Origin of the sequence: Clavibacter sp. B3I6 (assembly GCF_030816895.1) — a bacterium.
Taxonomy (GTDB): domain Bacteria; phylum Actinomycetota; class Actinomycetes; order Actinomycetales; family Microbacteriaceae; genus Clavibacter.
On the sequence record NZ_JAUSYL010000001.1, the window covers coordinates 2,176,815 to 2,200,878 of the forward strand.

24 protein-coding genes are annotated in these 24,064 nt (G+C 75.8%); 6 read left to right on the forward strand and 18 right to left on the reverse strand.

Translation table 11 applies throughout. The features are described 5' to 3' along the window. Nucleotides 1–95: 95 nt before the first annotated feature. The 3 genes from QFZ62_RS10435 to QFZ62_RS10445 form a co-directional block, all read right to left on the reverse strand. Entirely contained in the window at nt 96–845 is a 750-nt protein-coding gene (locus tag QFZ62_RS10435) for a cyclopropane-fatty-acyl-phospholipid synthase family protein (protein ID WP_307505260.1), read from the reverse strand. Between the two features lie 116 nt (nt 846–961). After that, nucleotides 962–1,624 carry a class F sortase gene (locus QFZ62_RS10440; RefSeq protein WP_307505262.1) on the reverse strand — a complete coding sequence of 221 codons (663 nt, stop codon included), beginning with the start codon at nt 1,622–1,624 and terminating at the stop codon, nt 962–964. A 5-nt stretch (nt 1,625–1,629) separates the two neighbouring features. After that, nucleotides 1,630–2,343: a CHRD domain-containing protein gene (locus tag QFZ62_RS10445; RefSeq protein ID WP_307505265.1), complete on the reverse strand. Its 714-nt coding sequence runs from the start codon at nt 2,341–2,343 to the stop codon at nt 1,630–1,632. A gap of 301 nt (nt 2,344–2,644) precedes the next feature. Here QFZ62_RS10445 and QFZ62_RS10450 point away from each other — a divergent pair, with 301 nt between their 5' ends. Then, a complete protein-coding gene (locus QFZ62_RS10450; protein ID WP_307505267.1) occupies nt 2,645–3,148 on the forward strand; it encodes a sigma-70 family RNA polymerase sigma factor in 504 nt (167 codons plus the stop codon). Further along, nucleotides 3,145–3,975 carry a hypothetical protein gene (locus QFZ62_RS10455; RefSeq protein WP_307505270.1) on the forward strand — a complete coding sequence of 277 codons (831 nt, stop codon included), beginning with the start codon at nt 3,145–3,147 and terminating at the stop codon, nt 3,973–3,975. Before QFZ62_RS10450 ends, QFZ62_RS10455 begins: the two co-directional genes overlap by 4 nt. A 27-nt stretch (nt 3,976–4,002) precedes the next feature. Here QFZ62_RS10455 and QFZ62_RS10460 read toward each other — a convergent pair whose 3' ends face one another. Both QFZ62_RS10460 and QFZ62_RS10465 read right to left on the reverse strand, forming a co-directional pair. Further along, on the reverse strand, nt 4,003–4,770 hold the full coding sequence (locus QFZ62_RS10460) for an SDR family NAD(P)-dependent oxidoreductase (RefSeq protein ID WP_307505272.1): 768 nt from the start codon (nt 4,768–4,770) through the stop codon (nt 4,003–4,005). Between the two features lie 119 nt (nt 4,771–4,889). Continuing rightward, complete coding sequence (locus QFZ62_RS10465; RefSeq protein WP_307505275.1) at nt 4,890–6,086, reverse strand: glycosyltransferase; 1,197 nt, start codon at nt 6,084–6,086, stop codon at nt 4,890–4,892. A gap of 63 nt (nt 6,087–6,149) precedes the next feature. Between QFZ62_RS10465 and QFZ62_RS10470 the strand changes: the two genes are divergently transcribed. Beyond that, nucleotides 6,150–7,046, forward strand: a complete 897-nt coding sequence (locus QFZ62_RS10470) for a UbiA family prenyltransferase (RefSeq protein ID WP_307505278.1) — start codon at nt 6,150–6,152, stop codon at nt 7,044–7,046. Then, complete coding sequence (locus tag QFZ62_RS10475) at nt 7,043–8,476, forward strand: NAD(P)/FAD-dependent oxidoreductase (RefSeq protein ID WP_307505281.1); 1,434 nt, start codon at nt 7,043–7,045, stop codon at nt 8,474–8,476. The genes QFZ62_RS10470 and QFZ62_RS10475 overlap by 4 nt, the downstream gene beginning before the upstream one ends. A gap of 57 nt (nt 8,477–8,533) precedes the next feature. Here the strand turns inward: QFZ62_RS10475 and cls are convergent, their stop codons facing one another. The 6 genes from cls to QFZ62_RS10505 all read right to left on the reverse strand — a co-directional run bounded on the left by cls (nt 8,534) and on the right by QFZ62_RS10505 (nt 14,418). Beyond that, on the reverse strand, nt 8,534–10,000 hold the full coding sequence (gene cls / locus QFZ62_RS10480; protein WP_307505284.1) for a cardiolipin synthase: 1,467 nt from the start codon (nt 9,998–10,000) through the stop codon (nt 8,534–8,536). 259 nt (nt 10,001–10,259) lie between these two features. Next, nucleotides 10,260–10,532, reverse strand: a complete 273-nt coding sequence (locus QFZ62_RS10485) for a hypothetical protein (protein WP_307505287.1) — start codon at nt 10,530–10,532, stop codon at nt 10,260–10,262. 402 nt (nt 10,533–10,934) lie between these two features. After that, nucleotides 10,935–11,690 carry a HEAT repeat domain-containing protein gene (locus QFZ62_RS10490; RefSeq protein ID WP_307505289.1) on the reverse strand — a complete coding sequence of 252 codons (756 nt, stop codon included), beginning with the start codon at nt 11,688–11,690 and terminating at the stop codon, nt 10,935–10,937. Continuing rightward, nucleotides 11,687–12,418: an alpha/beta fold hydrolase gene (locus QFZ62_RS10495; RefSeq protein WP_307505294.1), complete on the reverse strand. Its 732-nt coding sequence runs from the start codon at nt 12,416–12,418 to the stop codon at nt 11,687–11,689. Before QFZ62_RS10495 ends, QFZ62_RS10490 begins: the two co-directional genes overlap by 4 nt. An 87-nt stretch (nt 12,419–12,505) precedes the next feature. After that, entirely contained in the window at nt 12,506–13,615 is a 1,110-nt protein-coding gene (locus tag QFZ62_RS10500; protein WP_307505298.1) for a Gfo/Idh/MocA family protein, read from the reverse strand. After that, nucleotides 13,612–14,418 (reverse strand): sugar phosphate isomerase/epimerase, encoded by an 807-nt coding sequence (locus QFZ62_RS10505; RefSeq protein WP_307505300.1) that lies wholly within the window; start codon nt 14,416–14,418, stop codon nt 13,612–13,614. Before QFZ62_RS10505 ends, QFZ62_RS10500 begins: the two co-directional genes overlap by 4 nt. Nucleotides 14,419–14,658: 240 nt before the next feature. Here QFZ62_RS10505 and QFZ62_RS10510 point away from each other — a divergent pair, with 240 nt between their 5' ends. Continuing rightward, the gene (locus tag QFZ62_RS10510; protein ID WP_307505303.1) at nt 14,659–15,051 is read left to right on the forward strand and encodes a VOC family protein; all 393 of its coding nucleotides are present in this window, start codon (nt 14,659–14,661) and stop codon (nt 15,049–15,051) included. Nucleotides 15,052–15,088: 37 nt separating this feature from the next. On the opposite strand, the gene glsA is transcribed toward QFZ62_RS10510, so the two are convergent. The 4 genes from glsA to QFZ62_RS10530 all read right to left on the reverse strand — a co-directional run bounded on the left by glsA (nt 15,089) and on the right by QFZ62_RS10530 (nt 19,648). Next, the gene (gene glsA, locus QFZ62_RS10515; protein WP_307505305.1) at nt 15,089–16,060 is read right to left on the reverse strand and encodes a glutaminase A; all 972 of its coding nucleotides are present in this window, start codon (nt 16,058–16,060) and stop codon (nt 15,089–15,091) included. A gap of 226 nt (nt 16,061–16,286) precedes the next feature. Beyond that, nucleotides 16,287–16,502, reverse strand: a complete 216-nt coding sequence (locus QFZ62_RS10520; RefSeq protein WP_307505308.1) for a hypothetical protein — start codon at nt 16,500–16,502, stop codon at nt 16,287–16,289. A gap of 145 nt (nt 16,503–16,647) precedes the next feature. Beyond that, on the reverse strand, nt 16,648–18,450 hold the full coding sequence (locus tag QFZ62_RS10525) for an ATP-dependent DNA helicase RecQ (protein WP_307505311.1): 1,803 nt from the start codon (nt 18,448–18,450) through the stop codon (nt 16,648–16,650). A gap of 118 nt (nt 18,451–18,568) precedes the next feature. Beyond that, nucleotides 18,569–19,648 carry a GTP-binding protein gene (locus tag QFZ62_RS10530; RefSeq protein WP_307505314.1) on the reverse strand — a complete coding sequence of 360 codons (1,080 nt, stop codon included), beginning with the start codon at nt 19,646–19,648 and terminating at the stop codon, nt 18,569–18,571. A 41-nt stretch (nt 19,649–19,689) separates the two neighbouring features. On the opposite strand from QFZ62_RS10530, the gene ykgO reads away from it, so the two are divergent. Continuing rightward, a complete protein-coding gene (gene ykgO, locus QFZ62_RS10535) occupies nt 19,690–19,812 on the forward strand; it encodes a type B 50S ribosomal protein L36 (protein ID WP_043667673.1) in 123 nt (40 codons plus the stop codon). A 31-nt stretch (nt 19,813–19,843) separates the two neighbouring features. Here ykgO and QFZ62_RS10540 read toward each other — a convergent pair whose 3' ends face one another. Genes QFZ62_RS10540 through QFZ62_RS10550 form a run of 3 tightly spaced genes read right to left on the reverse strand, consistent with a single transcriptional unit; the run spans nt 19,844 to nt 24,037 of the window. Then, nucleotides 19,844–21,046 carry a sensor histidine kinase gene (locus QFZ62_RS10540; RefSeq protein ID WP_307505321.1) on the reverse strand — a complete coding sequence of 401 codons (1,203 nt, stop codon included), beginning with the start codon at nt 21,044–21,046 and terminating at the stop codon, nt 19,844–19,846. Nucleotides 21,047–21,053: 7 nt separating this feature from the next. Beyond that, nucleotides 21,054–21,752: a response regulator transcription factor gene (locus QFZ62_RS10545; protein ID WP_307505324.1), complete on the reverse strand. Its 699-nt coding sequence runs from the start codon at nt 21,750–21,752 to the stop codon at nt 21,054–21,056. Continuing rightward, entirely contained in the window at nt 21,749–24,037 is a 2,289-nt protein-coding gene (locus QFZ62_RS10550) for a bifunctional lysylphosphatidylglycerol flippase/synthetase MprF (protein WP_307505327.1), read from the reverse strand. Before QFZ62_RS10550 ends, QFZ62_RS10545 begins: the two co-directional genes overlap by 4 nt. Nucleotides 24,038–24,064: the final 27 nt, after the last annotated feature.

The following is a 24,064-nucleotide window of genomic DNA, read 5'->3' on the forward strand; positions in this document are numbered from 1 at the left end:
TCGGGGCGGAAGGAAGCAGAGGACGCTGAGGCGTCCCTCGTCCCGGGCGCGAGGTCGTCGTCGCGGCGCATCCGCATGCGTCCCGCGGCAGCTCCTCAGCTGACCGGCGGACGACCCAGGAGCACGGTGAGGAAGCCGAGCGTGCCGCGGTACCCCTCCAACCACGCCCTCCGGTGCTCGACCGACGCGGTCATCACCTGATCGCGGTCGGGGTCATCGGGGTGGTCGAGCGCCCACCGTGCGAGTGCGCCCGTCCACGACCACTCGTAGTCGTCCCACTCCTCCAGGGTGCTGACGTGCCCCTGCAGCGGCACCCACCCGTTCGCGGCGGCGACCTCCACGGTGGCCGCCAGGTCGCCGTAGTCCTCACGCTGCGCGCCGAGGAGGTCCAGCACCCGCGGGGTCGGCTCCTGCTCCCAGAAGCACTCGCCGACGAGCGCACGACCACCCGGGCGGAGGTGCCCGTCGATGGCGGCCAGGGTCGGCTCGAGACCCCCGAAGGCGTGCGTCGCGCCCACGCTGAGCACGACGTCGAACCGGTCGCCGGAGGTCCAGGTGCGGGCGTCGGCGCGGACGAGGTCGAGGCGCGAGGACAGACCCTCGCGCTCGGCCTGCTCACGCACCCGGTCGAAGCCGACGTCGGAGTGATCGACCCCGACAGCGGTGAGCGACGGCTCGCGACGCAGGGCCCGCAACAGCCAGCTGCCATCCCCGCACCCGAGGTCGAGGACCGCGCTCCGCCCGGCGACCGCACGAGCGAGGAGGCGGTCGACGCTGTCATCGCTCAGCGGCGACGCGATCGGGTGATCCGCGTGGGCGAGGTCGCTGATCCGGTCCCTGTCCATGGCGCCACCCTACGGTGGCCCTCCCGCATGCGACCGGGTCCGCTGCGGTCCACCGACCGAACGCTCGATGACGGAGCGCGGAGCCGAGCCCGGGGACCGGGACCGGCCGCCCCCGGTCAGCCCACGGGCTCCGCGAACACGACGCGGTTGTCCTCGTAGTGGCCCACGCTGCGGTCGAAGATCCCGCCGCAGGTGATGAGGCGGAGCTGGTCGGTGGGCTGCGCGCCGAAGACGCGCGCGGTCGGGAAGTCGGCCTTCGCGAAGTCGGCGACCTCGGTCACGGCGTAGCGCGTCGTGCCGCCGTCGACGTCCTGCACCGCCACCTCGTCGCCGACGCCGAGCTCGGCGAGCCGGGCGAAGGCGGCCGGGCCGACGCGGGAGTCGACGTGCGCGGCGATCACCGTGGGTCCGCGGCCGCCGGGGCGGCCGCCGCCCGTGAACCAGCCGACGTCGTCGAAGTCGACGGGCACCTCCATGCGGCCGTCAGGGGCGATGCCGAGGTCGATGAGCGGCTGGTCGAGGTCGATGGCGGGGATCGCGACGCGGGCCGGGAGGGTGCCGACGCCCTGCACGACCTGCGGGGAGGTCGTCGGCGTCGGATCGGGGCTCGGTGCGGCCGGGGGCGTCGGAGGCGCGGACGCGGCGGGTGCCGCGGGTGCCGGCGGCCGATCCGCGGGCGCGCATCCGGCCAGCGCGGCCAGCGGGATCAGCGCGGCCGCGAGCACCACGATCCGGCGGGCGCGCCGCGCGGGCGACGCGTCCGCCGGACCGCGGTGCACGGGGATCAGGACTCCTGGGCCCGGTGGCGGCGCATCAGCACGACGCCGGCCGCGGCGAGCACGACCGCGGTGCCGCCCGCGACGAGCGGGAGGGCGTCGACGCCGGAGGTCGCGGATCCGCCCGCGCCCGTGTCGACGCCGCCGACCGGCACCTGGGTCAGCTGGCCGCGCACGGCACCGGCCGCGAATGACGCGGTGTGGCTGTCGGCCGCGAACGCGGACGGGTCGGCCTCGATCTGCGCGACCGTGAAGCCCTCGCCGGTGTCGGCGTTCTGCGGGCTCATGATCCCGGTGGTGAAGGGGCCCTGCATGCAGCCGGAGCTCGTGCGGGTGCCGTTGCCGGCGTCCACCGGGTTGGGGAACGCGATGCGCGGCGGGCCGGCCTTGCCCGCGGCGGCCTGGTGGATGTGCGTCGCCGTCTTCGCGGGGCTCTTGTACTCGCCGGTGACGCCCGTGAGGGTGATGTCGTAGCAGATGGTGTTCGACGCGGAGTCGAGGCGGAGATCGAAGCGGCCCGTCGCGCCGGGCTCGCCGGGGGTCGCGACGCCGTCGGCGTTGAGGACCTGGTCGGGCGTCGCCATCACGGTGAACGCGCTCGTGAACCGGTCGGGCTCGGGCACGCTCGTCTCGGCGGATGCCGGTGTGGCGGCGAGCAGGGTGAGGGCGGCCGCGGCGGCGCCCCCGATGGTCATGTTCCGGACGAGCCTCGTGTGCGTCATCGCGTGCAGCCTCTCGTGGGTGGCGGCACCCCGGACGGGCGCCGCTCCTGACAGGGCATACGCACGGCGGGCGGGATGCGTTCATCGCGGATCCGGATCCCCTCGGCGGGATCCGCGGGGCAGCACCGCCGGGCCCCGTCCCGTCCCGAGGCCCGGCGCCCCTCCTCCCCATCCCGGTGAACGCGCGGCCCTCCCCCGACGTATCCCCCTCCGGGAGGCGCGCATCCGGCCCGCCTAGTCTGAGGGGATCACGATGGCGCTCGTCCTGACGCGTCCGGCACCTTCCTCCGAGCGGAGCACGATGAGCGCAGCGACGCCCGGGCTCGACGTGCGCCAGGCGTTCGCGGAGCACGGCGGCGCGCTGCTCGGCTTCGCGGTCAACGCCCTGCAGGACCGCCAGCTCGCCGAGGACTGCGTGCAGGAGACCTTCCTCCGCGCGTGGCGGGCCCGCGACTCCTTCGACGGCGAGCGCGGCAGCGCGCGCACCTGGCTGTTCGCGATCGAGCGGCGGGTGATCCTCGACGTGCACCGCGCCCGGGCGCGCGCGCCGAGGATCGTGGCCGAGGAGGAGGCGCCCGAGCAGGCCACGCGCGACGCGGATCCGCTCGACCGGCTCGGCATCGTCGAGGGGCTCGCGCGCCTCAGCGACGCGCACCGCGAGGCCGTCGTGGCCGTGCACCTCACCGGCCTCAGCTACCAGGAGCTGTCGGCGTCGACGGGCGTGCCCGTCGCCACCCTGCGGACCCGCGTGTTCCACGCGCTCCGCGCCCTCCGCACGCATCTCGACGAAGTGGATCCCGCATGACCGACGACCGCACCCCCGGATCCGATCCGTCCCAGCCGGACGACCGCGCGCGCGAGCCGCGGGCCGCGGAGGCCGACGACCGCCGGGCCGAGCTCATCGCCGCGGCCCTCGCCGACGACCTCTCCCCCGCCGAGACCGCCGAGCTCGACGCCCTGCGCGCCGCGGATCCGACGGTCGACGAGGAGATCGCGCTGCTCGGCGGGCTGCCGGCCGCGATCCGCGGGGTGGGCGGATGGCGGGACGCCGCGCCGAGCGACGAGTTGACGCGCCGGATCGGGCTCATCGCGGACGGGCGCGGCGACGCCGGGGACGCGGGATCGACCGCCGTGCCGCACCCCGATGCGCCCGATGCCCCCGACGACCTCGCGGCCCGCCGCGCGACACGCGGACCGCGCCCCCGCCGCACCGCGGTCCTGATCGCGGGCGCCGCGGCCTGCCTCGCGCTCGGCGCGGCCGGCGGCGCGTTCCTCGCGACCCCGCGCGCCGACGTCGCGACCGGCCCGGCCGGCACCCTCGGCGCGCTCGAGGACGTGACCTTCGCGGGAGCACCCGCGGGCGTCGAGGTCGAGGGCGACGTCGTCGCGCACACCTGGGGCACCGAGACCCTGCTGTCGGTCGACGGCCTGCCCGCGGGCGACTCCTTCTCCGTGGTCGTGATCGACGCGGCCGGCGGCGAGCACGCGTCGGGCACGATGCTCGGCTCCGCCGTCCGCATCGACTGCCGCCTCAACGCCGACGTGATGCGCCGGGACGCGGCGGCCGTCGAGATCCGCGACGCCGCGGGCGACCGGGTCGCGGTGGCCGAGCTCCCGCCCGTCACCGCCTGAGCGGATCCGCCCGGCTCGACCCGCGCCCTACGCCTGCGCGGGCTGCCCGTTGCTGGCCATCGTGCCGCCGTCGACGGGGAGCACCACGCCCGTGACGAACGACGCGTCCGCACTCGCGAGGAACGCGATGACGCCCGCCACCTCGTCCGGCTGGCCGCCGTGCCCGAGCGGGATGCGCTTCGCGAACTCCGCCATCAGCTCCTCGTCCTCCTCCTTGCCGGCCACGAGGTCGGTCCAGATGAGGCCGGGCGCGACCGCGTTGATCCGCACGCCGTCGCCGCCGTGGTCGAGCGCCGAGGCCCGCGTGAAGTTGCTCACGCCGCCCTTGGCCGCGTTGTACGCGCTCATGCGCCAGTCGCCCGAGAGGCCGGACACCGACGAGACGTTGACGATGGATCCGCGCGTCGCCCTCAGGTGCGGGAGCGCCGCCCGCGTGCCGTAGAAGACGCTCGCGAGGTCGGTGTCGATGACGCGGTGCCACTCCTCGTCCGTGATGCCCTCGATGGGGCCGGCCTGGAACGTGCCCGCGTTGTTCACGAGCACGTCGAGCCGGCCGTGCGCCTCGACGGCCGTGGCGACGACGCGATCCACGTCGGCCGAGACCGACGAGTCGGCCACGAGCGCGGTGGCGCTGCCGGCGGGGAGCGACGCGGCGACCGCCTGGATCTTCTCCTCCACGCTGTCGGTGATCACGACCTTCGCGCCCTCCGCGACGAAGCGGCGGGCCGTGGCCTCGCCGATGCCGGATCCTGCGCCGGTGATGATGACGACCTTGCCGTCGAAGCGATCGGTCATGGTGCTCCTCCTCGTGTCCGCGGGGGCGGATCGGGCGCCGGGGCGGCGCTCACGCGATCCGTCGCGTCCGAGTCAACTCCCGGTGCGGCCAACCGTCACCCGTCACCCCGGAGGTCGCCTCAGAGGGACTCGAGCACGTCGACCGCCTGCCGCACCCCGTGCTCCCGCCGCATGAGCCGGCCCACCTCGGCCGCCCGATCGCGCCGGGACAGGGCGTCGCCCATCGCGGGCACGAGGGCGTCGACCGTCAGGCGGCGCCGCGGGATCGGGGCGGCGGCCACCCCCTGCCGGTGCAGCTGGGCGGCCCAGAACGGCTGGTCGGCGGTCACGGGCACGACCACCGCGGGCACGCCGGCCCGGGCGACGGCGTGGGATGTGCCGGCCCCGCCGTGGTGCACGGCGAGCGCCGCGCCCGGCAGCACCGCGTCGAACGGCGCCGACCGCACCGCCAGCACGTCGGGTCCGCGGCACTCCGTGGGCAGCGCGAGCCCGCCCCACCCGGTGACCAGCAGCACCCGGAGGTCGTGGGAGCGGGCGGCCGTGACGATCGCGCGTCCCCGGGCCGCGGCGTCCCCCGTCGCCATGGATCCGAAGGAGGCGACGACGACGGGTCCGCCGCGGAGGAACTCGCCGACGACCGGCTCCGGCGACGGGGCCAGCGCCTCCTCGTACCAGGCCCCCGTCTGGTGCACCCGCTCGGGCCAGTCGTCGGGCCGCGGCAGCAGCGCGGGGCTCACGGCCATGAGCGTCGCGCGCGACGGCGAGCGCCCGGCAGGACGACGACCGCCCGGCAGCTCGACCGCGGCGCGCGCCACGTCGGCGTCGAGGAGGCGCGCGGCGAAGCGCGGCACGGCGTAGGTGGACCGGTTGCGCACGCCGAGGTCGCGGGTGGCCGTGGGACCGCCGGCCGCGGGGAAGCGCGCGCTGGGGGTCGCCACCGGCGCGAACTCCACCAGCACCCGCGGCACGCCGAGCGCGTCCGCCACCATCGGCGCGCTGAGGATCAGGGAGTGGTGCACCACCACGTCGGGGGTGAAGGCGGCCGTCTCCCGCACCGAGGAGGCGAGCATCCGCCGCACCGCGGGCCGCACCTCCCGGCGCAGGTGGCGCGCGAGGGCCCACGGGGTGCGACCCGCGGGCGAGAGCACCCGACGGGCGTCGAGGCCGAGGCGCACGACGTCCACGCCCTCGGGCGCGACCGCGTCGTCGGGCAGGGCCAGCCGCACCTCGTGGCCGCGGGACGCGGCGTGCCGCGCCAGGGCCGTGAAGGGCTCCACGTCGCCTCGGGTGCCGGCGGTGAGGAGCATCATGCGCATCCCCCCAGTGTGGGCCCGGAAGCCGTAAGGCCCGCGCCCACCCGGGCCGCGTACGCTCGTGGGGTGACCGACGGCAGCCAGCGGATGTCGCGCACCGCGCCGCCGGGGATCGGCGAGGCCGTGCGCCGCCTCGTGCTCATCTCCCGCCCGGTGCTGTGGATCAACACCATCGGTTCCGGTCTCGTGGCCATGTGGCTCACCGGGGCGCTGTTCGACCTGCGGGCCCTGCCCGTCATCCTGTGGCTCACCCTGCCGTTCAACCTGCTCATCTACGGCGTGAACGACGTCTACGACCAGGACACGGACGCGGCGAACCCCCGCAAGGGCTCCCTCGAGGGTGCCCGGATCCGGCCGTCCGAGGTGCGGCTGATCGCCTGGGCCGTCGCGGTCGTCAACATCCCGTTCCTCGTCTGGTTCCTCCTCACGCTGCCGCCGCTCGCGAACGCGGCGATCCTGCTCTACGCGGGCGTGTTCGTCTTCTACTCGGCGCCCCCGCTGCGCTTCAAGGCGCGGCCCTTCCTCGACTCGCTGAGCAACGCGGCCTACGCGCTGCCGCTGGTGATCGTGCCCGCGGCCCTCGAGGTCACGCCGGTCTGGCCCGCCGCCCTCGGCCTGATGGCCTGGAGCGTGGCCAAGCACGCCTTCGACGCGGTGCAGGACATCGTGGAGGACCGCGACGCGGGGATCACCACCACCGCGGTGCGGCTCGGTCCGCGCGGGACGGCCCTGTGGAGCGGCGCCTGGTGGATCGTCTCCACGGCCCTGTTCGCCGTGGTGAGCGTGCCCGTGGCGGCCGTCAACCTGCTGATCGCCGGGATCCTCGTGGTGAGCCTGCTGCGCGACCCGACCCCGGAGACCGGCCACCGCCTCTACCGCCTGTCGGTCGCGTTCCCGTACATCGCCGGGACGTTCGCCGGGGTGCTGCTCATGGTCGCGATCGTGCTGGTGGGCTACCCGTGAGCCGCATCGTCGTGGTCGGCGGCGGGATGGGCGGGCTGACCGCCGCCGCGCTGCTCGCGCACGCGGGGCACCGCGTCACCCTGCTCGAGGCCTCCGCCGAGCTCGGCGGCAAGAGCCGCCGCATCCGGCTGGGGGAGGACCGCATCGACACCGGGCCGTCGCTCGTGACGTTCCCGGGCGTGTGGGACGAGCTGCTGCGGCGACTCGGTGACGGCGGGCGTGCGAGCGATCGCGTGCTCGAGGACGGCCGGCTCGACCTGGTGCGGATGCCCGAGGTGGGCCGATACTACTTCGACGGCGAGGAGACCTCCCTGCCGGTGGCGCCCGACCACCCCTGGTACCCCGCCTGGCGGCGGTTCTCCGACCTGCACGCGCCCCTCGCCGACGACGTGACCGAGCTGCTGCTCGCCGACCCGCTCGACCGGGGCGCGCTCCCCGCGCTCCGCCGGCTGCTGGCCGTCTACGGCTCGCGCCTCACCACGCGCGCCTACCTCGACGGCCTGCCGTGGCTGCCCGACGGGCTGCGGGAGATCATCGCGATCCACACCCTCAACGCGGGCGTCTCGCCCGCGCGCACCCCGGCCCTCTACGCGAGCATGCCGGCGATCATGGCGGAGACGGGCGCCTGGGTGCCGCGCGGCGGCGTGTACGAGATCGTGCTCGCGCTGGGCCGGCTGGCCGAGGCGGCCGGGGTCGACGTGCGCACGGGCGAGGCCGTCACCCGCATCGAGCGCGGGTCGGTCACCACCACCGCCGGGCGCCACCCCGCCGACCTCGTCGTCAGCGCCCTGGACGCCGACCGGCTGGCCGCGCTGACGGGCCCGTCGCGGATCCCGCCGCTCCCCCGCCTGCGCCCCCGCGCCCTCTCCTGCTCGGCCATCGCGGTGTACGGCGTGCTGCGCGAGGAGCTGCCGGCGGAGATCTCGACGCACAGCGTGGTGCTGCCCACGAAGCCCGCCGCGCTGCACCGCAGCCTCGAGGCGGGCGACGAGCCGGCGGACACCATGGTGTTCGTCAACCAGTACCGCGCGGGCGAGGTGTACCCGAACCCGCGCAGCACCGTCGGGATCCTGCTCACCGCGCCCGCGGACGGCGGCCGCTACACGGCCGAGCACCCCTTCGTGCGGCGCGAGGTCGACCGCGTCTCGGCGGCGATGGGGCTCGACGGGCCCCTCACCGACCTCCTCGACGAGCGGATCGTGCTCGATCCGCAGTACTACGGCGAGGGCGGCGAGCCGCACGGCGCGCTCTACGGCGCGGCGCGTCCGCCGTGGCTGAGCGGGCCGTTCCACCGCCCCTCGTACAACGACCCCTGGCGGCCCTGGCTGTGGCGGGTCGGTGCGTCGGTGCACCCCGGCGGCGGCATCCCGGCGGTGGTGGGCGGCGCGATGATCGCGGTGACCCGGCTGCTGAGGTCGAACCCCTCCTGACGCGGGGGCTCGCCCCGGCGGAGCCCACGGCACCCGCCGACCGCACGCCGGCCGCGGCTACTGCACCGCCGCCGTCAGCCGCGCGACGTTGTCGAGGATCTGGATGGCGGCCGGCCTCCCCAGCCAGTCGTCGAGGTGGATCTCGTGCGACGCCTCGCGGTAGCCGTCCTCGATCGCGCGCAGCTGGTCCACGAACCCGCTGCTGCGCACCATGAGCGACACCTCGAAGTTGAGGCTGAAGGAGCGCATGTCCATGTTGCTCGACCCGATGACGGCCACGTCGTCGTCGACCGTGAAGTGCTTCGCGTGCAGCACGGTCGGCTTCTCGTAGAGGAAGATCCGCACCCCGGAGCGCAGCAGCATCTCGTAGTAGGACCGCTGCGCGTGGTGCACGAGGAGCTGGTCGGCCACCTCGCACGCGAACAGCTGCACGTCGACCCCGCGCTCGGCGGCGGTCGTGATCGCGTAGAGCATCGAGTCGTCGGGCACGAAGTAGGGGCTCGTGATGATCAGCCGCTCCTGCGCGCCGTAGACCAGCGCGTTGAAGAGCCGCAGGTTGTTCTCGCCGTCGAACCCGGGTCCGCTCGGCACGACCTGGCACTCCACCGCGTCGTCGCCCGTGCGCGGGGCGACCGGCTCGCGCTCGTCGAGCTCGGGCAGGTCGTCGGTCTCGCTGTACCAGTCGGTGATGAAGAGCGCGTTGAGGCCCGTCGCGGCGGGGCCGTCGAGCCGGACCATGAGGTCCTTCCAGCGGAGGCCGTCGCGGGCGCTGCGGCGCTTGCCGTAGCCGGAGTCGATCATGTTCTGCGACCCCGTGAAGGCCATGTCGCCGTCGACCACCACGATCTTGCGGTGGTTGCGGAGATCCGGCCGCCGCCACTGGCCCTGGAACGGGTGGAAGGGCAGCATCTCCTGGAACGGGATCCCGTTCTCCTGCAGCCAGCGCCGCGTGGAGCGCCCGTGCGGGTTGCGGATCGTCGCCCAGTGGTCGAAGAGCACGCGGACCGTGACGCCCCGGGCCTGCGCGGCCCTCAGGGCGTCGAAGAACGGGGCCGTCGTGCGGTCGCGGGCGAGGATGTAGAACTCCACGTGCACGTACCGGTCGGCCCCCTCGACCGCCTCGGTCATCGCTCGGATCGCGTCCTCGTAGTCGGGCAGGAGCGTGGCCGTGTTGCCCGGCACGAGCGGCATCGACCCGAGCCGGCGGTTGAGGTGCACCACGGAGCCGAACCAGGGCGGATCCGCGAACGTCTCGCCGTCGGTGTCGATGCTCGCCGTCGCGTCGAGGATGGAGTCGTTGATCTCGCGCTGCTTCTGCCGACGGTCGGCCGGGAGCTTCGAGCTGCCGAGGAGCCCGAACAGGATGCTGCCGGGCACGGGGGCCACGAAGATCACCATGAGCCAGGCCATCGCCGAGCTCGGCCGCCGGTTGCGCGGCACGGCCGCCACGGCGGCGATCCGCACGAGGACGTCGACCACGAGCAGCACCGGGGCGAGGGACTTGAGCTTCGAGCGCCAGTTCACGGGCGGATCCTCCTGGGTCGGACGTCGTGCGGTCGGCGTCGTGCGGCGTGCGGCCGGTCGCGGGCGAGCGGGACGACCCCGTCGGCGCGCGCCTCCATCCCATCACGCGAGCGCGCCCCCCGTCGGGCCCGGCCGCGGCCCCACTCCGGGGGCTCCGGGGCTCCGGGGACCCGGGGCTCCGGCGCGGCGACGGCCCGGTCGACCGCCGCTCCGGGACGCGGCCTGCCCCCCCTCCGGCGACCTCCCGTCCCGCGCGCCCTCAGCCGAGGCGCGCCAGGAGCTCCCGCGAGCGCTCCACCACGAGCGCCGTGGCGACCGGATCCGACGACGGCAGCGACGCGTCCGTGAACAGGTGAGCGTCGCCGTCGTACGCGAAGACCTCGGCGAGCTCGGGGCCGACGAGGTCCACCAGCTCCAGCGCGCCCGCGAGGTCGCCCTCGCCCGCGAAGAACGGATCCCGCGCCATGCCGTGCACCTGCACCTGCACCCCGGCGGGCCACGGGCCGAAGGACCACTCGGCCGACAGCGGCACGAACGACTCGTAGAGGAGCGCCCCGCGCGCGCCGGGGCGGGTCTGCGCGAGGCGCTGGGCGATGGATCCGCCCCAGGAGACGCCCGCGTAGACCAGCTCGGCCGGCAGCTCCTCGAGCGCGCGCTCGGTGCGCGCGGCGACGACGTGGTCGGCGGAGGCCGGCCATCAGCGCGAGGCCCGCCTCGATCGACTCCGGCAGCGCGCCGTCGAACAGGTCCGGCACGTGCACGACGTGGCCGCCCTCCCGCAGCCCGTCCGCGAGGGCGTGGATCCCGGGGGTCGGGCCCTGCACGTGGTGGAACAGCACGATCTCGGCCATGGGGTGCGCCTCTCGTCCGCCGCGCGGACGCGGATCCCGGCACGCGCCTCGCGGGCCGTCGCTGCCCACGATAGGGAGGCGCGTCAGCGGGGGGAAGGGCGGTCGCCGCGGGGATCCGCGAGGTGCGCGCCGAACGCCCGGCGGCGGGCGTCGTCGATCGCGTCGTCGAAGCGGAGGTCGGGGTCGCCGAGCATCGCGACGGTGGCGAGCGCGTGGATCCGCACCCGCGCGTCCGCCGCCCGCCGCGACCGCTCGACGACCGGCAGCGACGTCCGGCCGACGGCGACGAAGGCGCGCGTGAGGCTGTGCTGCATCTCGGCGGATCCGCGACCGAGCTGCGAGGCGAGCTCGCCGAGGAGGAAGCGGGCGCCCGCGGGGTCACGGTCGGCGTCGAGGAGGCCCGACGCCGTCCGCCAGGCCGTGCGCGCGACGTGCTCGTCGGGATCACGCAGCAGCGGCCGCGTGATCGCCGGGAGCGCGCGCCGGTCGCCGATCTTCGAGAGCGTGTGCAGCGCCTGGCTGCGCGCCTGCGGGATGGGCGAGGTCAGCTCGGCGACGAGCGGCGGGATCGTGAGCTCCCGGTCGTGGCGGAGGAGCGCCCAGGTGAGCATCTCGCGCACGTTGAGGTCGGGCTCGACCCGGCAGCGGTGGACGAGGCCCTCGACGAGCGCGGGATCCGGCCGGGTGCCCGCGGTGAGCGCGGCCTGGAGGCGGGCGGAGGGGTCCGGGGCGCGGAGCGCGGCAGCGAGGCGGGCGGCGATCTCGGCGTCGGCGGGGCGCCCGGGGCGGGCCGGCCCGGCGTGGCGGGCGGCGTCGCCGGATTCGGCCTCGTCGCTCACAGCACGTCCTCGATCGCGGCGAGCACCCGGTCAGGGTCCTCGAGCTGCATGTCGTGGTGGATCCCCGGCAACCGCCGCACGTCCCACCCGGCGCCCTCCAGCTCGGCGGCGTACGCGTCGGGCAGGACGGCGGGCGACTCGTCGGAGAGCACGATCGTCGACGGCACGGCCGGCGCGCTCACGGCGAGCGGGTGGAAGGCGACGTCGCGGAAGACGGGGATCGCCATGCCGCGGTCGAAGCGGGCCGCGGCGGCGTCGAGCGACGCGCGCACCTCGGCCGGGTACGCGGCGCGCACGCGGGCGGCGGCCCGGGCGCGCGGCAGCTGCGCGGCGGCGAGGCCCACGAGCGGCGCCGCCCAGAACAGGCGGCCGCGGATCCCCGTGGTCGGCAGCGCCAGCCGGAACCCGGGATCGAGGTAGATCGCGCGCGCGGGCTCGAGGCGGGCGACCGCGCGCACCAGCACGGATCCGCCGAGCGAGTGCCCGACGACCGCGTCGAGCCCGCGCGGCAGGGACGCGGCGACGTCGTCGGCCATGTCCTCGATGCCGTACCCGGCCGCCCGATCGCTCCGTCCGTGGCCGCGGAGGTCGACCGTCGTGACGGTGAAGCGGCCCGTCGCCACGAGCCGGTCGACGAGGGGCGCCCAGGTCGCGCCGTCGCCGCCGAGCCCGTGCACCAGGCCGACGTGGCGCGCGCCGGAGCCGGCGGTGGCGCGGTGCAGCTGCATGGATCCAGTCTCCTCCCCGTGCGGACGGCGGACGCGCGCCGGCCCCGCATCCGGACGGATGCGGGGCCGGCGTCGTGGGTGGCGGCGCTAGAGCGTCGCGGCCGCCGGGTCCCAGTCCTCGGCCAGCGGCGTCGGCTTCTCGACGCTCGACGCCACCTGCACGACCTGGCGGCTCTCGGCCGCCTCGGAGATCGCGAGCAGCACGTCGAGCACGTGCGCCGCGACCTCGCCCGATGCGCGCACCGGGTCGCCGCCGCGGATGCTGCGCGCGAGGTCCAGCACGCCGGAGCCCCGGCCGTACGTGGATCCGGTCGCGGTCAGCGTCTCGGGCTCCTCCTGCCCGAAGCGCCACAGCTGGCTCTCGCCGTCGAACATGTTCGGGTCCGGGAGCACGATGGTGCCCTCGCTGCCCGAGATCTCGACGAAGCCGGCCCGCGGCAGCGCGTTCTGGAAGCTGAAGGTCGACTGCGCCGACTGGCCGCCCGCGAACGAGATGAGCGCCGCGTGGTGCGTGGGCACCTCCACCGGGAAGTCGGTTCCCGCCCGGGGTCCGCTGCCGATGGTGCGCGTGGTGCGCGAGGTCGAGGAGACCGCGCTCACCTTCTCGGCGGCGCCGAACGCGTGCACGAGCGTCGTCACGTAGTACGGGCCCATGTCGAAGAGCGGGCCCGCGCCGTGCGCGAACAGGAACTCGGGGTTCGGGTGCCAGGCGTCGGGGCCGGGCACGTGGAAGATCGTCGTCGCCGTGAGCGGCTCGCCGATGTCGCCGCGGGCGATGGCGCGCATGGCGCTCTGGATCCCCGCGCCGAGCACGGTGTCGGGCGCGCACGCGACCTGCACGCCGGCGGCGCGCGCCGCCTCGAGCAGCTCCGCGCCGGACGCGTGGTCGAGCGCCAGCGGCTTCTCGCTCCACACGTTCTTGCCCGCGGCCACGATCTGGCGGCCGACCTCGGCGTGCACGGCCGGGATCGTGAGGTTCACGACGATCTCGATCTCGTCCATCGCGAGGAGCTCCTCGACGGTGCCGTGGTGCGGCACGCCGTGCTCCTCGGCGCGCGACCGGGCGCGGTCGAGGTCGATGTCGGCGACGAACAGGACCTCGAGGTCCGGGAACGCCGTCATGTTCTCCAGGTAGGTGCCCGAGATGACGCCCGCGCCGATGACGCCGACGCCGACGCGGCCGGTGCCGCCGGTCACTTGTCGTTCTCCTGCAGCCAGGCGTAGGACGCCGCGATGCCGTCGAACACGTCGCCGGCGTAGTCGTCGAACTCGACGACGCGGAGCGCGTGGGGCGCGGCCGCGAGCACGGCGGCGACGTCGACGTCGCCCTGGCCCGCGGGCTCCTGCATCTTGAAGGCCTGCGCGAGCTCCGGCGGCACGACGAGCGCGGACTCGGCGCTCGGGAGCACGTTGGCGATCGCGTCGGAGATCTTGCCGTCCTTCACGTGCAGGAACTGCACGCGGTCGCCCAGCTGGCGGAGGAGGGCGGGCGTGTCCATGCCGCCGACGGTCGACCAGAAGGTGTCCAGCTCGAGCACGACGTCGGCGTTCAGCCGCTCGACGAAGAGCTCGTAGACCGGGCGTCCGTCGACCTTGTTCGCGAACTCCCACTGGTGGTTGTGGTAGCCGAAGGCGAGGCCGCGGGCGGCGGCCTGGACCTGCAGCTCGTTGACGCGGTCGGCGATCCGGTGCGCGTCGTCGGCGGTCTGCCAGCGCTCCGAGGGGATGAACGGGTCGATGACCGTGTGGATCCCGAGCTTCGCGGCGGCGTCGAAGGTGCGGGCGGCCTGGTCGTCGTCGCCGTCGATGACGGGCGCGTGGCCGGAGGGCGCGGTGACGCCGGACGCGGCGAACGCGGCGGCGAACTCGTCGGCGCGCTCGACGAACGCGTACGGCTCGACCTGCGTGTAGCCGATCTCGGCGACGCGGGCGACGGCGCCCTGGAGGTCCGCGGAGACAGCGTCGCGGACCGTGTAGAGCTGGACGGAGGGGGCGGTCATGGTCGCTCCTTTCAGGAGGGTGACTGGTGGCCCACGGCCGCCGCACGCTCCCGCCGTCGCGTCTGGACGGCTGAGCCACGATGCCCGCAGGGTTCGACCGGCGCGAGACGCGCCGCATCGTCAAACCTACCGTCGGTCGGGCTCCGGATCCCAGAGGTCGGGGCGACGGATCCTGGTCGGGGCGCGATCCGGGGTGCCAGGCTGGCAGCACCCGCTCGACGACGCGCCGAAGGAGCCGCCATGAGGATCCACCGCACCACCACCGTGCTCGACGCCCCCGACCTCGCCGTCGAGAGCGCCTTCTGGGCCGCGCTCCTCGAGGGCGAGGTGGAGGGCACCGACGACGACTGGCACAGCATCCGCGCCGGGGACGGCTCGCGCCTCGCGATCCAGCTCGCACCCGACTTCGTGCCGCCGGTCTGGCCGGGCGAGGGCCCGCGCCAGCAGCAGCAGATCCACCTGGACCTCTACGTCGACGACCTCGACGAGGGCCGCGAGCGCGTGCTCGCCCTCGGCGGACGCCTGATCCAGCCGGCCGAGGACCCGACGGCGGCCGACCGCTTCGACGTGTACGCGGATCCGGCGGGGCACCCGTTCTGCCTGTGCGTCTCGAGCGGGGACGCGGGGGCGTAGGGGATCGCGCCGCGACGGCCGGCGACGGGACCCCGGCTCAGCGCTCCCCCGACGCCCCGAACGCGTGCAGCCCCAGCCCGTCGGCGAGCGCCCCCGCGAGCACCGCGCCGCGCACGCTCGTGCCCTGGTCGTCGAGCGGCGGGCTGAACACCGCAGCACCCAGGCGGCCCGGCGCGGAGAGGACGATCGCGCCCGAGACGCTGGACTTCGCGGGCACGCCGACCTGCCGCATCCACCGCCCGGAGCCGTCGTAGACGCCGCAGGTGGCCATGACCGAGACGACGTCGCGCGCGACATCCCGCGGGATCACGCGTGACCCCGTGAGGGGGTTGCGGCCCCCGCACGCGAGCGTCGCGCCCATCGCCGCGAGGATCTCGGCGCTCACCCGCACCGCGCACGCCCGCGCGTAGGCGGCCACCGCGTCGTCGGCGGAGACGTGCAGCGTGCCCTCCGAGCGCATGAGGTGGGCGAGCGCGTGGTTGCGGTCGCCGAGCAGCTGCTCGGACTCCGCGACCTCCTCGTCGACCTCGAGCTCGCGTCCCGCGAACGCGCTGAGGCCCGCGAGGATCCGCGCGTTCCGCTCCTCCAGCGAGGATCCGCGCACGAGGCTCGCCGTGAGGATCGCGCCCGCGTTCACCATCGGGTTCGGCGGCCGGCCGGTGCCGCTCTCCAGCTTGATGGCGTCGAAGGACTCGCCCGTCGGCTCGATGCCCACCGCGTCGAGCGCGGCGCCGTCGGTGTCGGCGAGCGCCAGCGCGAAGAGGAACGGCTTGACGGCGGACTGGATGGAGAAGGGGTGCGCGCTGTCGCCCGCCGCGTGCGTCCGGCCGTCGGGCGTGACGAGCGCGATGCCCGCGAGCCGGGGATCCGCCTCCGCGAGCTGCGGGATGCTGTCGTCGACCTGACCGCCGTCGTCGTCGTCGGCGACCGACGCCAGCAGCGCGTCGAGGTCGAGGGCGTGGGCGGCGTCGTGGGCGGCGTCGTGCGAGGCGGATCCAGGAGGGGGCATGCTCCCACCCTGCCAGCGCCCGCGGCGGACGATCGCGTCCGGGCCCGCGACGCGGAGGGGGAAGGCCCGGCCTCCGTGCACGGAGGACCGGGCGGGATGGGCATCTCCCCGAGACGCCCATGCGATGCGAGGACGTCCCACCCGAAGGGCTCGTCCCGCACCGTCGAACGTAGGCCCTGCGGCGGGTCCATCCGCAGCATCGACCTTCCGCGGCTAGTCCGTCCGGTCAGCCGACGGTGTCGCGCGGATCCGTGCCCGTGTCCTGCGCACGCCGCGCATCCCGCGAGACGAGCCGCTGGAACAGCACCACGAGCACGGCCACCCCGATCGGGACCCACCCCCTCGCGTTCCCGGCGACCAGCCCGCCGACTCCCGCGAGCGCGATGGCCGCCGCGGTCCCGTAGACGATCCAGCGGCTGCGGTGCAGGAAGGAGAGGTGCATGGATCCACCCTCGCAGACGCCCCAGGTGACGTCGCGGGCGTCGCGGACCCGCCTGAGCAGACGCGGTCTCGACCGGTCAGCCGCGGGGACGATCCCGCGGATCGCCGCCAGCGCCCGCTGCCCGACGGAGCGATGGGAGCGGGGGTCACGCCGGCTGCAGCAGGTCCCCGTCCTCCACGAGCTTCCGCGACAGCACGCGGTACCCCTCCTTCTCGAAGAAGACGGTGAGCCGGTCCTCCTCCGTGCTCATCACGGTGCCCGGCCCCCACTCGGCGTGGGTGACCTGCGACTGCGGCGGGAACCGGTCGTCGGACGCGTCCTCGGTCGCCTCCTCCGTCGCCTCCCCGGCGTCGGCCGTGCCCATCGCCTCCTCGTGCGCGTCGTCCTCGTCGAGCCGGTCGCACACGTCGCAGTTGCCGCAGCGCACCGGGGAGTCCTCGCCGAAGTAGCCCAGCAGGTACTGGCGGCGGCACTGCATCGTCTCCGCGTAGCCGCGCATCATCTCCAGGCGCGAGACCTCGATGCGCTCGCGCTCCTCGGCCACCTCCTTCGCGCGGGAGGCGGCCTCGCGCGGATCCAGCTCCTCCGTGACGTACGCGCCGTCGCGGTCGGATCCCAGCACGCCCGCGTCCACGAGCAGGTGGAGCACGCCGCCGACCGTGCGCGCGGACATGCCGGCCCGCTCCGCGACCGCCGCGGGCCGCACCGGACCGTCGGCGCCCGCCACCGCGACCGCCGCGTACACGTCGCGGAGGCTCGCGGGCCGGGGCGTGCGCGCCGCGAAGAAGCGGCGGAGCCCGAGGTCCTCGGCGCGGTAGTGCAGGATCCCGACGGCGGGCTCCCCGTCGCGGCCGGCCCGGCCGACCTCCTGGTAGTAGGCGTCGACGGACTCGGGCGGCGCCGCGTGGATCACGTACCGCACGGTCGGCTTGTCGATGCCCATGCCGAACGCGCTCGTCGCGACCACGACGTCGACGTCGTCCTCGTGGAAGGCCGTCTGCACGCGGTCGCGCTCCGCCGCCGGGAGGCCCGCGTGGTACGCCGCGGTGCGGAGGCCCGCCGCCTGGATCTCCTCGGCGTACTGCTCCGCGTCCTTGCGCGTGGCCACGTAGACGAGGCCCGGCTGGGCCTGCTCCCCGACGTGCGCGACGATCGCCCGCCGCTTCTCGGACTCCTCCGTGTGCCGGCGCACCTCGAGGCGGATGTTCGGCCGGTCGAACCCGGAGGACAGCACGAACGGGTCGCGGAGGCCGAGGCGCTCCTCGATCTCGGTGCGGACGGGAGTGGACCCGGTCGCGGTCATCGCGACGGTCGGCGGGTGGCCGAGCGCGTCGATCACGCCGCCGAGTCCCAGGTAGTCGGGCCGGAAGTCGTGGCCCCAGGAGGCGACGCAGTGCGCCTCGTCGATCACCACGAGCGAGACCCCGCGCGCCACCAGCCGCTCGACGACCTCGTCGCGCGCGAGCTGCTCGGGCGTGAGGAACACGATCCGCGCGCCGGGCTCCTCGACGGTCGCCCACGCCTCCTCGAGCGCCTTCCCGCGGATCGTGCCGTTGATCACGCGCGCGGGCGGCGCCGCGGGCGCGTCCTCGAGGTTCTGCACCTGGTCGGCCTGCAGCGCGATGAGCGGCGAGACCACGACGGTGAGGCCCTCCATCAGCACGGTGGCGACCTGGTAGATGGCGGACTTGCCGTAGCCCGTGGGCATCACGACGAGCGCGTCGCGGCCGCGGACGAGCGGGCCGATGGTGCGCAGCTGGCCGTCGAGGAGGTCGTCCCAGCCGAAGGCCTCGCGCGCGACGCGGACCGCGTCGTCGGGTCCGGGGCCGGGCGTCGGCTCCGGCAGGAGGGCGGGATCCGCCGCGGCGCGGTCCTCATCCGGCCGGTCGTGGGACGCGCTCCGGTCGGTCGTGCGGGTGGGGCTCTCGGCGGTGCGGTTCTGCTTCACCTCCCCACTGAACGCCGCGTGCCGAGCAGTGCCCAGGGTCTTGACGCCGCTCTCGGCGCACCGTCACCCTCGCCGGCATCCGGGCGCGCCGCGTGCCCGACGCGCCCCGCGCGCGACCTCAGCCGGCGTCGGTCCGCGGGAACGGATCCGCGTACCCCGCCCACGCCGCCGGTCCCGCGGCGAGCTCCGCGCCCGTCAGCACGGCCCGCCCGATCGCGCGGCGCAGCACGGCCGGCCGCAGCCCCCGGCCGAAGAACGCGATCTCCGTGCCGTGCGGCGCGTCCGCGTGCCACGGGTCGATCCCGGTCGGCTGGAGGGTCAGCATCGACCCGACGCTCGACCACCCGCCCACCTCGCCGGGCCGCGAGGCGAGCGACACGAAGCCCTTCGAGCGCTGCACCAGGCCGGCACGATCGGGCCGCAGCTCCTCCTCCACCGCCCGGGCGAGCCGCTCGGGGTGCAGCGGCCGGGGCTCGCTCACCACGACGGAGCCCACGGGGCCGTCCAGCCGGTCGATGTCGGCGGGCCGGGACGCGGATCCGGCCGCCGTGATCTCCCGCATCCACCCCGCGGACGCCGCGAGGCCCGGCACGTCGCCCCAGCGCGGCAGCCGCCCCAGCGCGAGCGGGCGGCGCGCGTCGAGCACGGTCGCCCGCGGCGCGAGCCGGCGCACGAGCGCGAGCAGCGTGCCGCGCGACTCCAGCGGTACGCGGGCCATGCCGGTCAGCACGACGACGGTCGCGTACTCCACGAGGTCCGCCAGCGTCTCGGCTTCCTCGAACGCGTCGTCGACGTGGCCGCAGGCGAGGCCGTGCAGCCGGTCGGCGGGCACGACGGAGACGACGTGGCGGAGCCCGAAGCCGGATCCGACGCCGCCGACCGCGCGCTGCAGCTCGTGCTCCCGCCGCAGCAGGAGGTCGAGCCCCATGCCGGTCGCGCGCGCGTCCGCGGTCGCGGGGATCCCGACGACGGCCTCCACGCCCGGCCCGCGCGCGGCGAGGTCGTCGAGGAAGCGCGCGATGGGCTCCACCGGATCGACCTCCTCGGGCGGCAGGACGAGCAGCTGCGACGCGACATCGGCGACGTCCGCGACCGCGTCGCGCAGCACCGTCCGGAGGCCGGATCCCTCCCCCACCACGAGGACGACGCCCGACGGCGGCTGCGGGTAGACGGGGAGGGGGACGTCGTGGGCGGGCATGGCGGTAGTCTATTGAGAACTGTTCTCACGAAAGGACCACCATGAAGGTGCGCAACTCGATCAAGGCCCTGAAGAAGCTCCCCGGCGCGCAGGTCGTGCGCCGTCGCGGCCGCGTCTTCGTCATCAACAAGCTCACCCCGCGCAACAAGGCGCGCCAGGGCTGACGTCGCCGGCGGGCGCGTCCGGCACCGCCCCTCAGAGCGGGAAGCGCAGCCGCAGCAGGTGGGATCCGTCGGGCCGCTCCTCGGCCGCGAGGCTCCCGCCGAGCAGCTGGGCGCGCTCGCGCAGTCCGGTGAGCCCGTGGCGTCCGCTCGGCAGCTCGAGCAGCGGCAGGGTCGCGCGTCCGGCCTCGACCTCGACGACCACGTGGCCCGCCTCCAGCCGACCGCTGATCCGCACGGCCGCGCCGGTCGCGTGCTTCCGCGCGTTCGTGAGGCCCTCCTGCACCGTGCGGTAGACCGCGCGCTGCGCCGCGGCAGGGAGGTCCGCGGGGAGGTCGAGGACCGTCGCGACGCGGATCCCGCTGTCCGCCACGAGCGCCGGCACGTCCCCGAGCGTCGGCTGCGGTGCCAGCTCGCGCCGCTCCCCGCCCGCCGCCCGGAGCACCTCGACCATGCCGCGCAGCTCCTCGAGGGTCACCGTGCTGAGGCCGCGGATGGCGCGCGCCGCGTCCCGGGATCGCCCGTCGGCCGCGCCCACCTGCATCGCGCCGGCCTGCACGGCGATGAGGCTCACCTGGTGCGACACCACGTCGTGCATCTCGCGCGCGAGCACCGCGCGCTCGCGCGCGAGAGCCACCGCAGCCGCCTGCCGCTGGCCGAGGCTCTGCGCCTCCCGCAGCTCGCGCAGCTGGGCCGCCGCCGTCCGCCGCTCGCGGAGGAACGCGCCGAGCAGCGCCGGCCCGACCGAGTAGAGGGTCGCGTCGACGAGCGGCTCGACGACCGACTGCAGGTCGTCGGGCGGGGACATCGGCAGCAGGTACGCGACGGCGGCCACGCCGCTCGCGGCCCTCACCTGCCAGCGCTGGGTGCGCGAGAGGCCGAGGTCGAACAGGGCGACCATGAGGGGCACGTAGGCGATGCCGACGGAGAAGGCCGGCAGCGCGGCGAGCAGGCTGAGCCAGGCCCACCGCCGTCGGAGCAGGAGGCCGAGGCACGCGACGACGCCCGCGACCGCGTCCCACCGCGACTCGGCGGCAGTGATGAACGTGTACGACGCGGCCAGGGCGACGCCCGCCACGAGGAGGTCGACGAGGGCGACGCGGATGCGGGCGGCGGTCGTGGGCTGGTCGGCGGCGGCGCGGGGGCCCTCCCGCGCGTCCGCGTGAGGGTCGGCGCCCGCACCGGTGCCCGCGGGATCCGCCGCGCCGCCCGCTCCCTCGCGCCGGCTCAGCCGCATCGCGGGATCACCGGCGGGGCACGAGCCCGGCGCGGTCGGCCACGACGGCCGCCTCCACGCGCGAGCCGACGCCGAGCGCCTGGACGATCGAGCTGACCGTCTCCTTCACCGTGCCGAGCGTGAGCCCGCACTCGGCGCCGATCTCGGCGTTCGACAGCCCGCGCGCGAGCGCCCGCAGCACGGTGACCTCGCGGTCCCCGAGCCGGGCGACGCGCTCCCGCTCGGCGTCGTCCTCGAGGGATCGGAAGAGCCGCCCGGGTCGCAGCCCGGGCGCGAGCACGATGCCGCCGGACGCGAGCGTGAGCACGTGGCGGGCGAGCTGCTCCGGATCCGTGTCCTTGAGCAGGAAGCCGGACGCTCCGCGATGCAGGGCCTCCAGCACCTGGTCGTCGGTGTCGAAGGTCGTGAGCATGGCGACCGCGGGCGGGCGGGGCTCGGCCATCAGCTCGGCGAGGATCATGAGGCCGTCGGGCGCGGGCATGCGGATGTCGAGGAGCACGACGTCGGGCGCGTGCTCCCGCACGGTCGCGACGGCGGTGTCGCTCGACACGGCCGCGCGGACCTCGATGCGCGGGGACACCCCGAGCACCATCGCGATGCCGGAGCGCACGAGCGACTCGTCGTCGACGACGACCACGGTCACGACGGGCTCGGCCGGAGCGGAGCCGTCGGGGCGGTCGGGGTGCGCGTCGGATCCCGTGCTCACGCGTCCCGCCTCCCGCTGCCGGATCCGCCGTCGGCGCCGGTCGCGCCGCCGCGGTCCCCCGCTTGGCCGAGGCTAGCGCCCCGCTCCGCGCGCCTCGCCGTGCACGCCGTGCGCCGGACCTCCCGGGCGTGCGCCCGCGCCGCCCGGAGCGCGCCGGCCAGCTGGCGGATCCGCAGCGTCGGCACGTAGGCGGCCGTGAGCGCGCGGCCGATCGGGGCGAGGTCGGCCGCGGTCGGGCAGGCGAGCCAGAGCGTCTCGTAGCGCGGGTCGAACTTGGCCTTGAAGCGCAGCAGCGAGGTGAATCCGTACGACGGCTCGAGCACGCGGCCGGTCGCCGCGAGCAGGCGCGCAACGACGCGGTCGACGGCCGCGCGCGGCCGGGCCGTGCCGACGCCGGCGAGCGGCGTGCCCGACAGGCTCAGCGTCTCGAGCCCCTCCTCCTGGAACGCGCGGGCGGCGGTCGCGATGAGGAACTCCATCACGCCGGGCATCGGCTCGACGCCGCGGCGCATCACGTCGAGGGTGCGGCCGACGAGCTCCCCGTCGTGGAAGACGGGGAGCCAGCTCGTGACGCCGTGCACGCGGCCGGCGGCGTCGACGGCGAGGAGCATCCGCACCTCCGGGTCGTCGAGCTCGCGCAGCCCGCCGAGGGTGAAGCCCATCTCGGGGAGCGCCTTGGCGTCGGCCCAGTCGCCGCTCAGCGCGTCGACGGCGCGGCGGAGGTCGTCGGGCAGGCCGCGGTAGGTGTCCCATCGCGCCTGGACGCCGTCGCGGCCCGCGCGGTTGGTCGCGGTGCGGAGGTCCTGGCGCCGCTTGCCCGAGGTCGAGAAGGACGCGAGGTCGATCACGGCCTCCTCGGCCACCGGCGTGACGCTCCAGCCGAGCTCGGCGAACACCGGCAGGTGGCGCGAGTGGATGCTGTAGAAGGCGGGCACGAGGCCGCGCGCGGAGCAGTGGCGGGCGAAGGCGCGGATCGTCGCGGGCGCGTCGGCGGCGGAGGCCATCGGGTCGGAGACGGTGAGGGCCACGCCGTGCGCCGCGCGGTAGGCGACGGCGCCCTGCGCGGACGCGTCGCCGTCGTCGGCCGCGAACCAGTGGCTGCTGCCCGACCACGTGCCCATGAAGCCGAGCGATCCGGCGTCGGCGGACCTGAGCTGGGCGAGCACCCGGTCACGGCCGGCCGGGCGCTCCTCGGTCGCGGCGCGCTTGCCGAAGGACCGGCGCCGGGCGACGAGCACGACGAGGGCCGTCGCGGGCAGGAGCCACGTCGTGAGCACCAGCACGGGCAGCTCGACGTCGCCCCAGGAGTCGAGGGGGAAGGCGAACCAGTCCTCGGCGAGCGGGATGACCGTGTGGTACCAGGCGAGGAGCCCGGTCACGAGCAGCAGGGCCGTGATCCCGAGCACGAGCCCGAGGCGCCGGCCGCGCAGCAGCAGCGCGACCGCGACGATCAGGACGCAGAGCACCGCGACCGTGCTGCCGGGATCCAGCAGCGTCCCCATGGCGCCCAGCACGCCGATCGCGTCACCCGAGACGGCGGCGATCCACCAGCTGAGGGTCACGGTGCCGAGCAGGGTCGCGGCGACCATGCGCGCGCGGGACGCGGCGGCGTCCTGCCAGGCGGGGCGGGCGGACAGCGGCACCAGGATCCGGCCGAGGCCCAGGCCGATGAGGAGCGCGACCCCGCGCGTGAGGTCGACCCCGTGGCCGGCGGCGAGGAGGCCCGCGAGGACCGCGGCGAGCAGGGCGGCGCGGAGGCCGTCGCGGTGGGAGGGCGCGAGCCCGCGGCTGGCGGCGGCGGCCACCGCGACGAGCACGACCGAGGGCGCCCACAGGCGGTCGGCCGCGTCGACCTGCGAGTACCAGTCGCCGAGCGCGACGCCCGCGGCGAGGAGGAGGAAGGCCACGGCGACGGGTGCCAGCGACCCGAGGGCGGCGACGACCGCGGTGCGGAGGACGCCGATCCGGCTCTCCGACCAGGCCAGCACCATGATCGCGAGGGCCACCGAGACGGCGGTCGCCGCCGGGTGGGCCAGCTCGCCGAGCGCCGCCATGGCGCCGATCCAGGCGCTGCCGGCGGGGACCGCGAGGACCGCGAGCGGGTGGCGGGCGATGGCGCGGCCGAGGATCCGGAGGGCTCCGGCCGGTGCGGCGGTCGCAGCCGGTGCCGCGGTCCCAGCCGGCTCAGCGGCCGTCGCGTCCCCGTCGCCCGCCGGCGGGACGTCCGCGTGCGCGGCGGACGGACGGGCAGGGCGGACGGCGGGGGCGAGCGTCGGGTGGGGCACGCCCCCAGTGTGCGGAGGGGGCGTGCC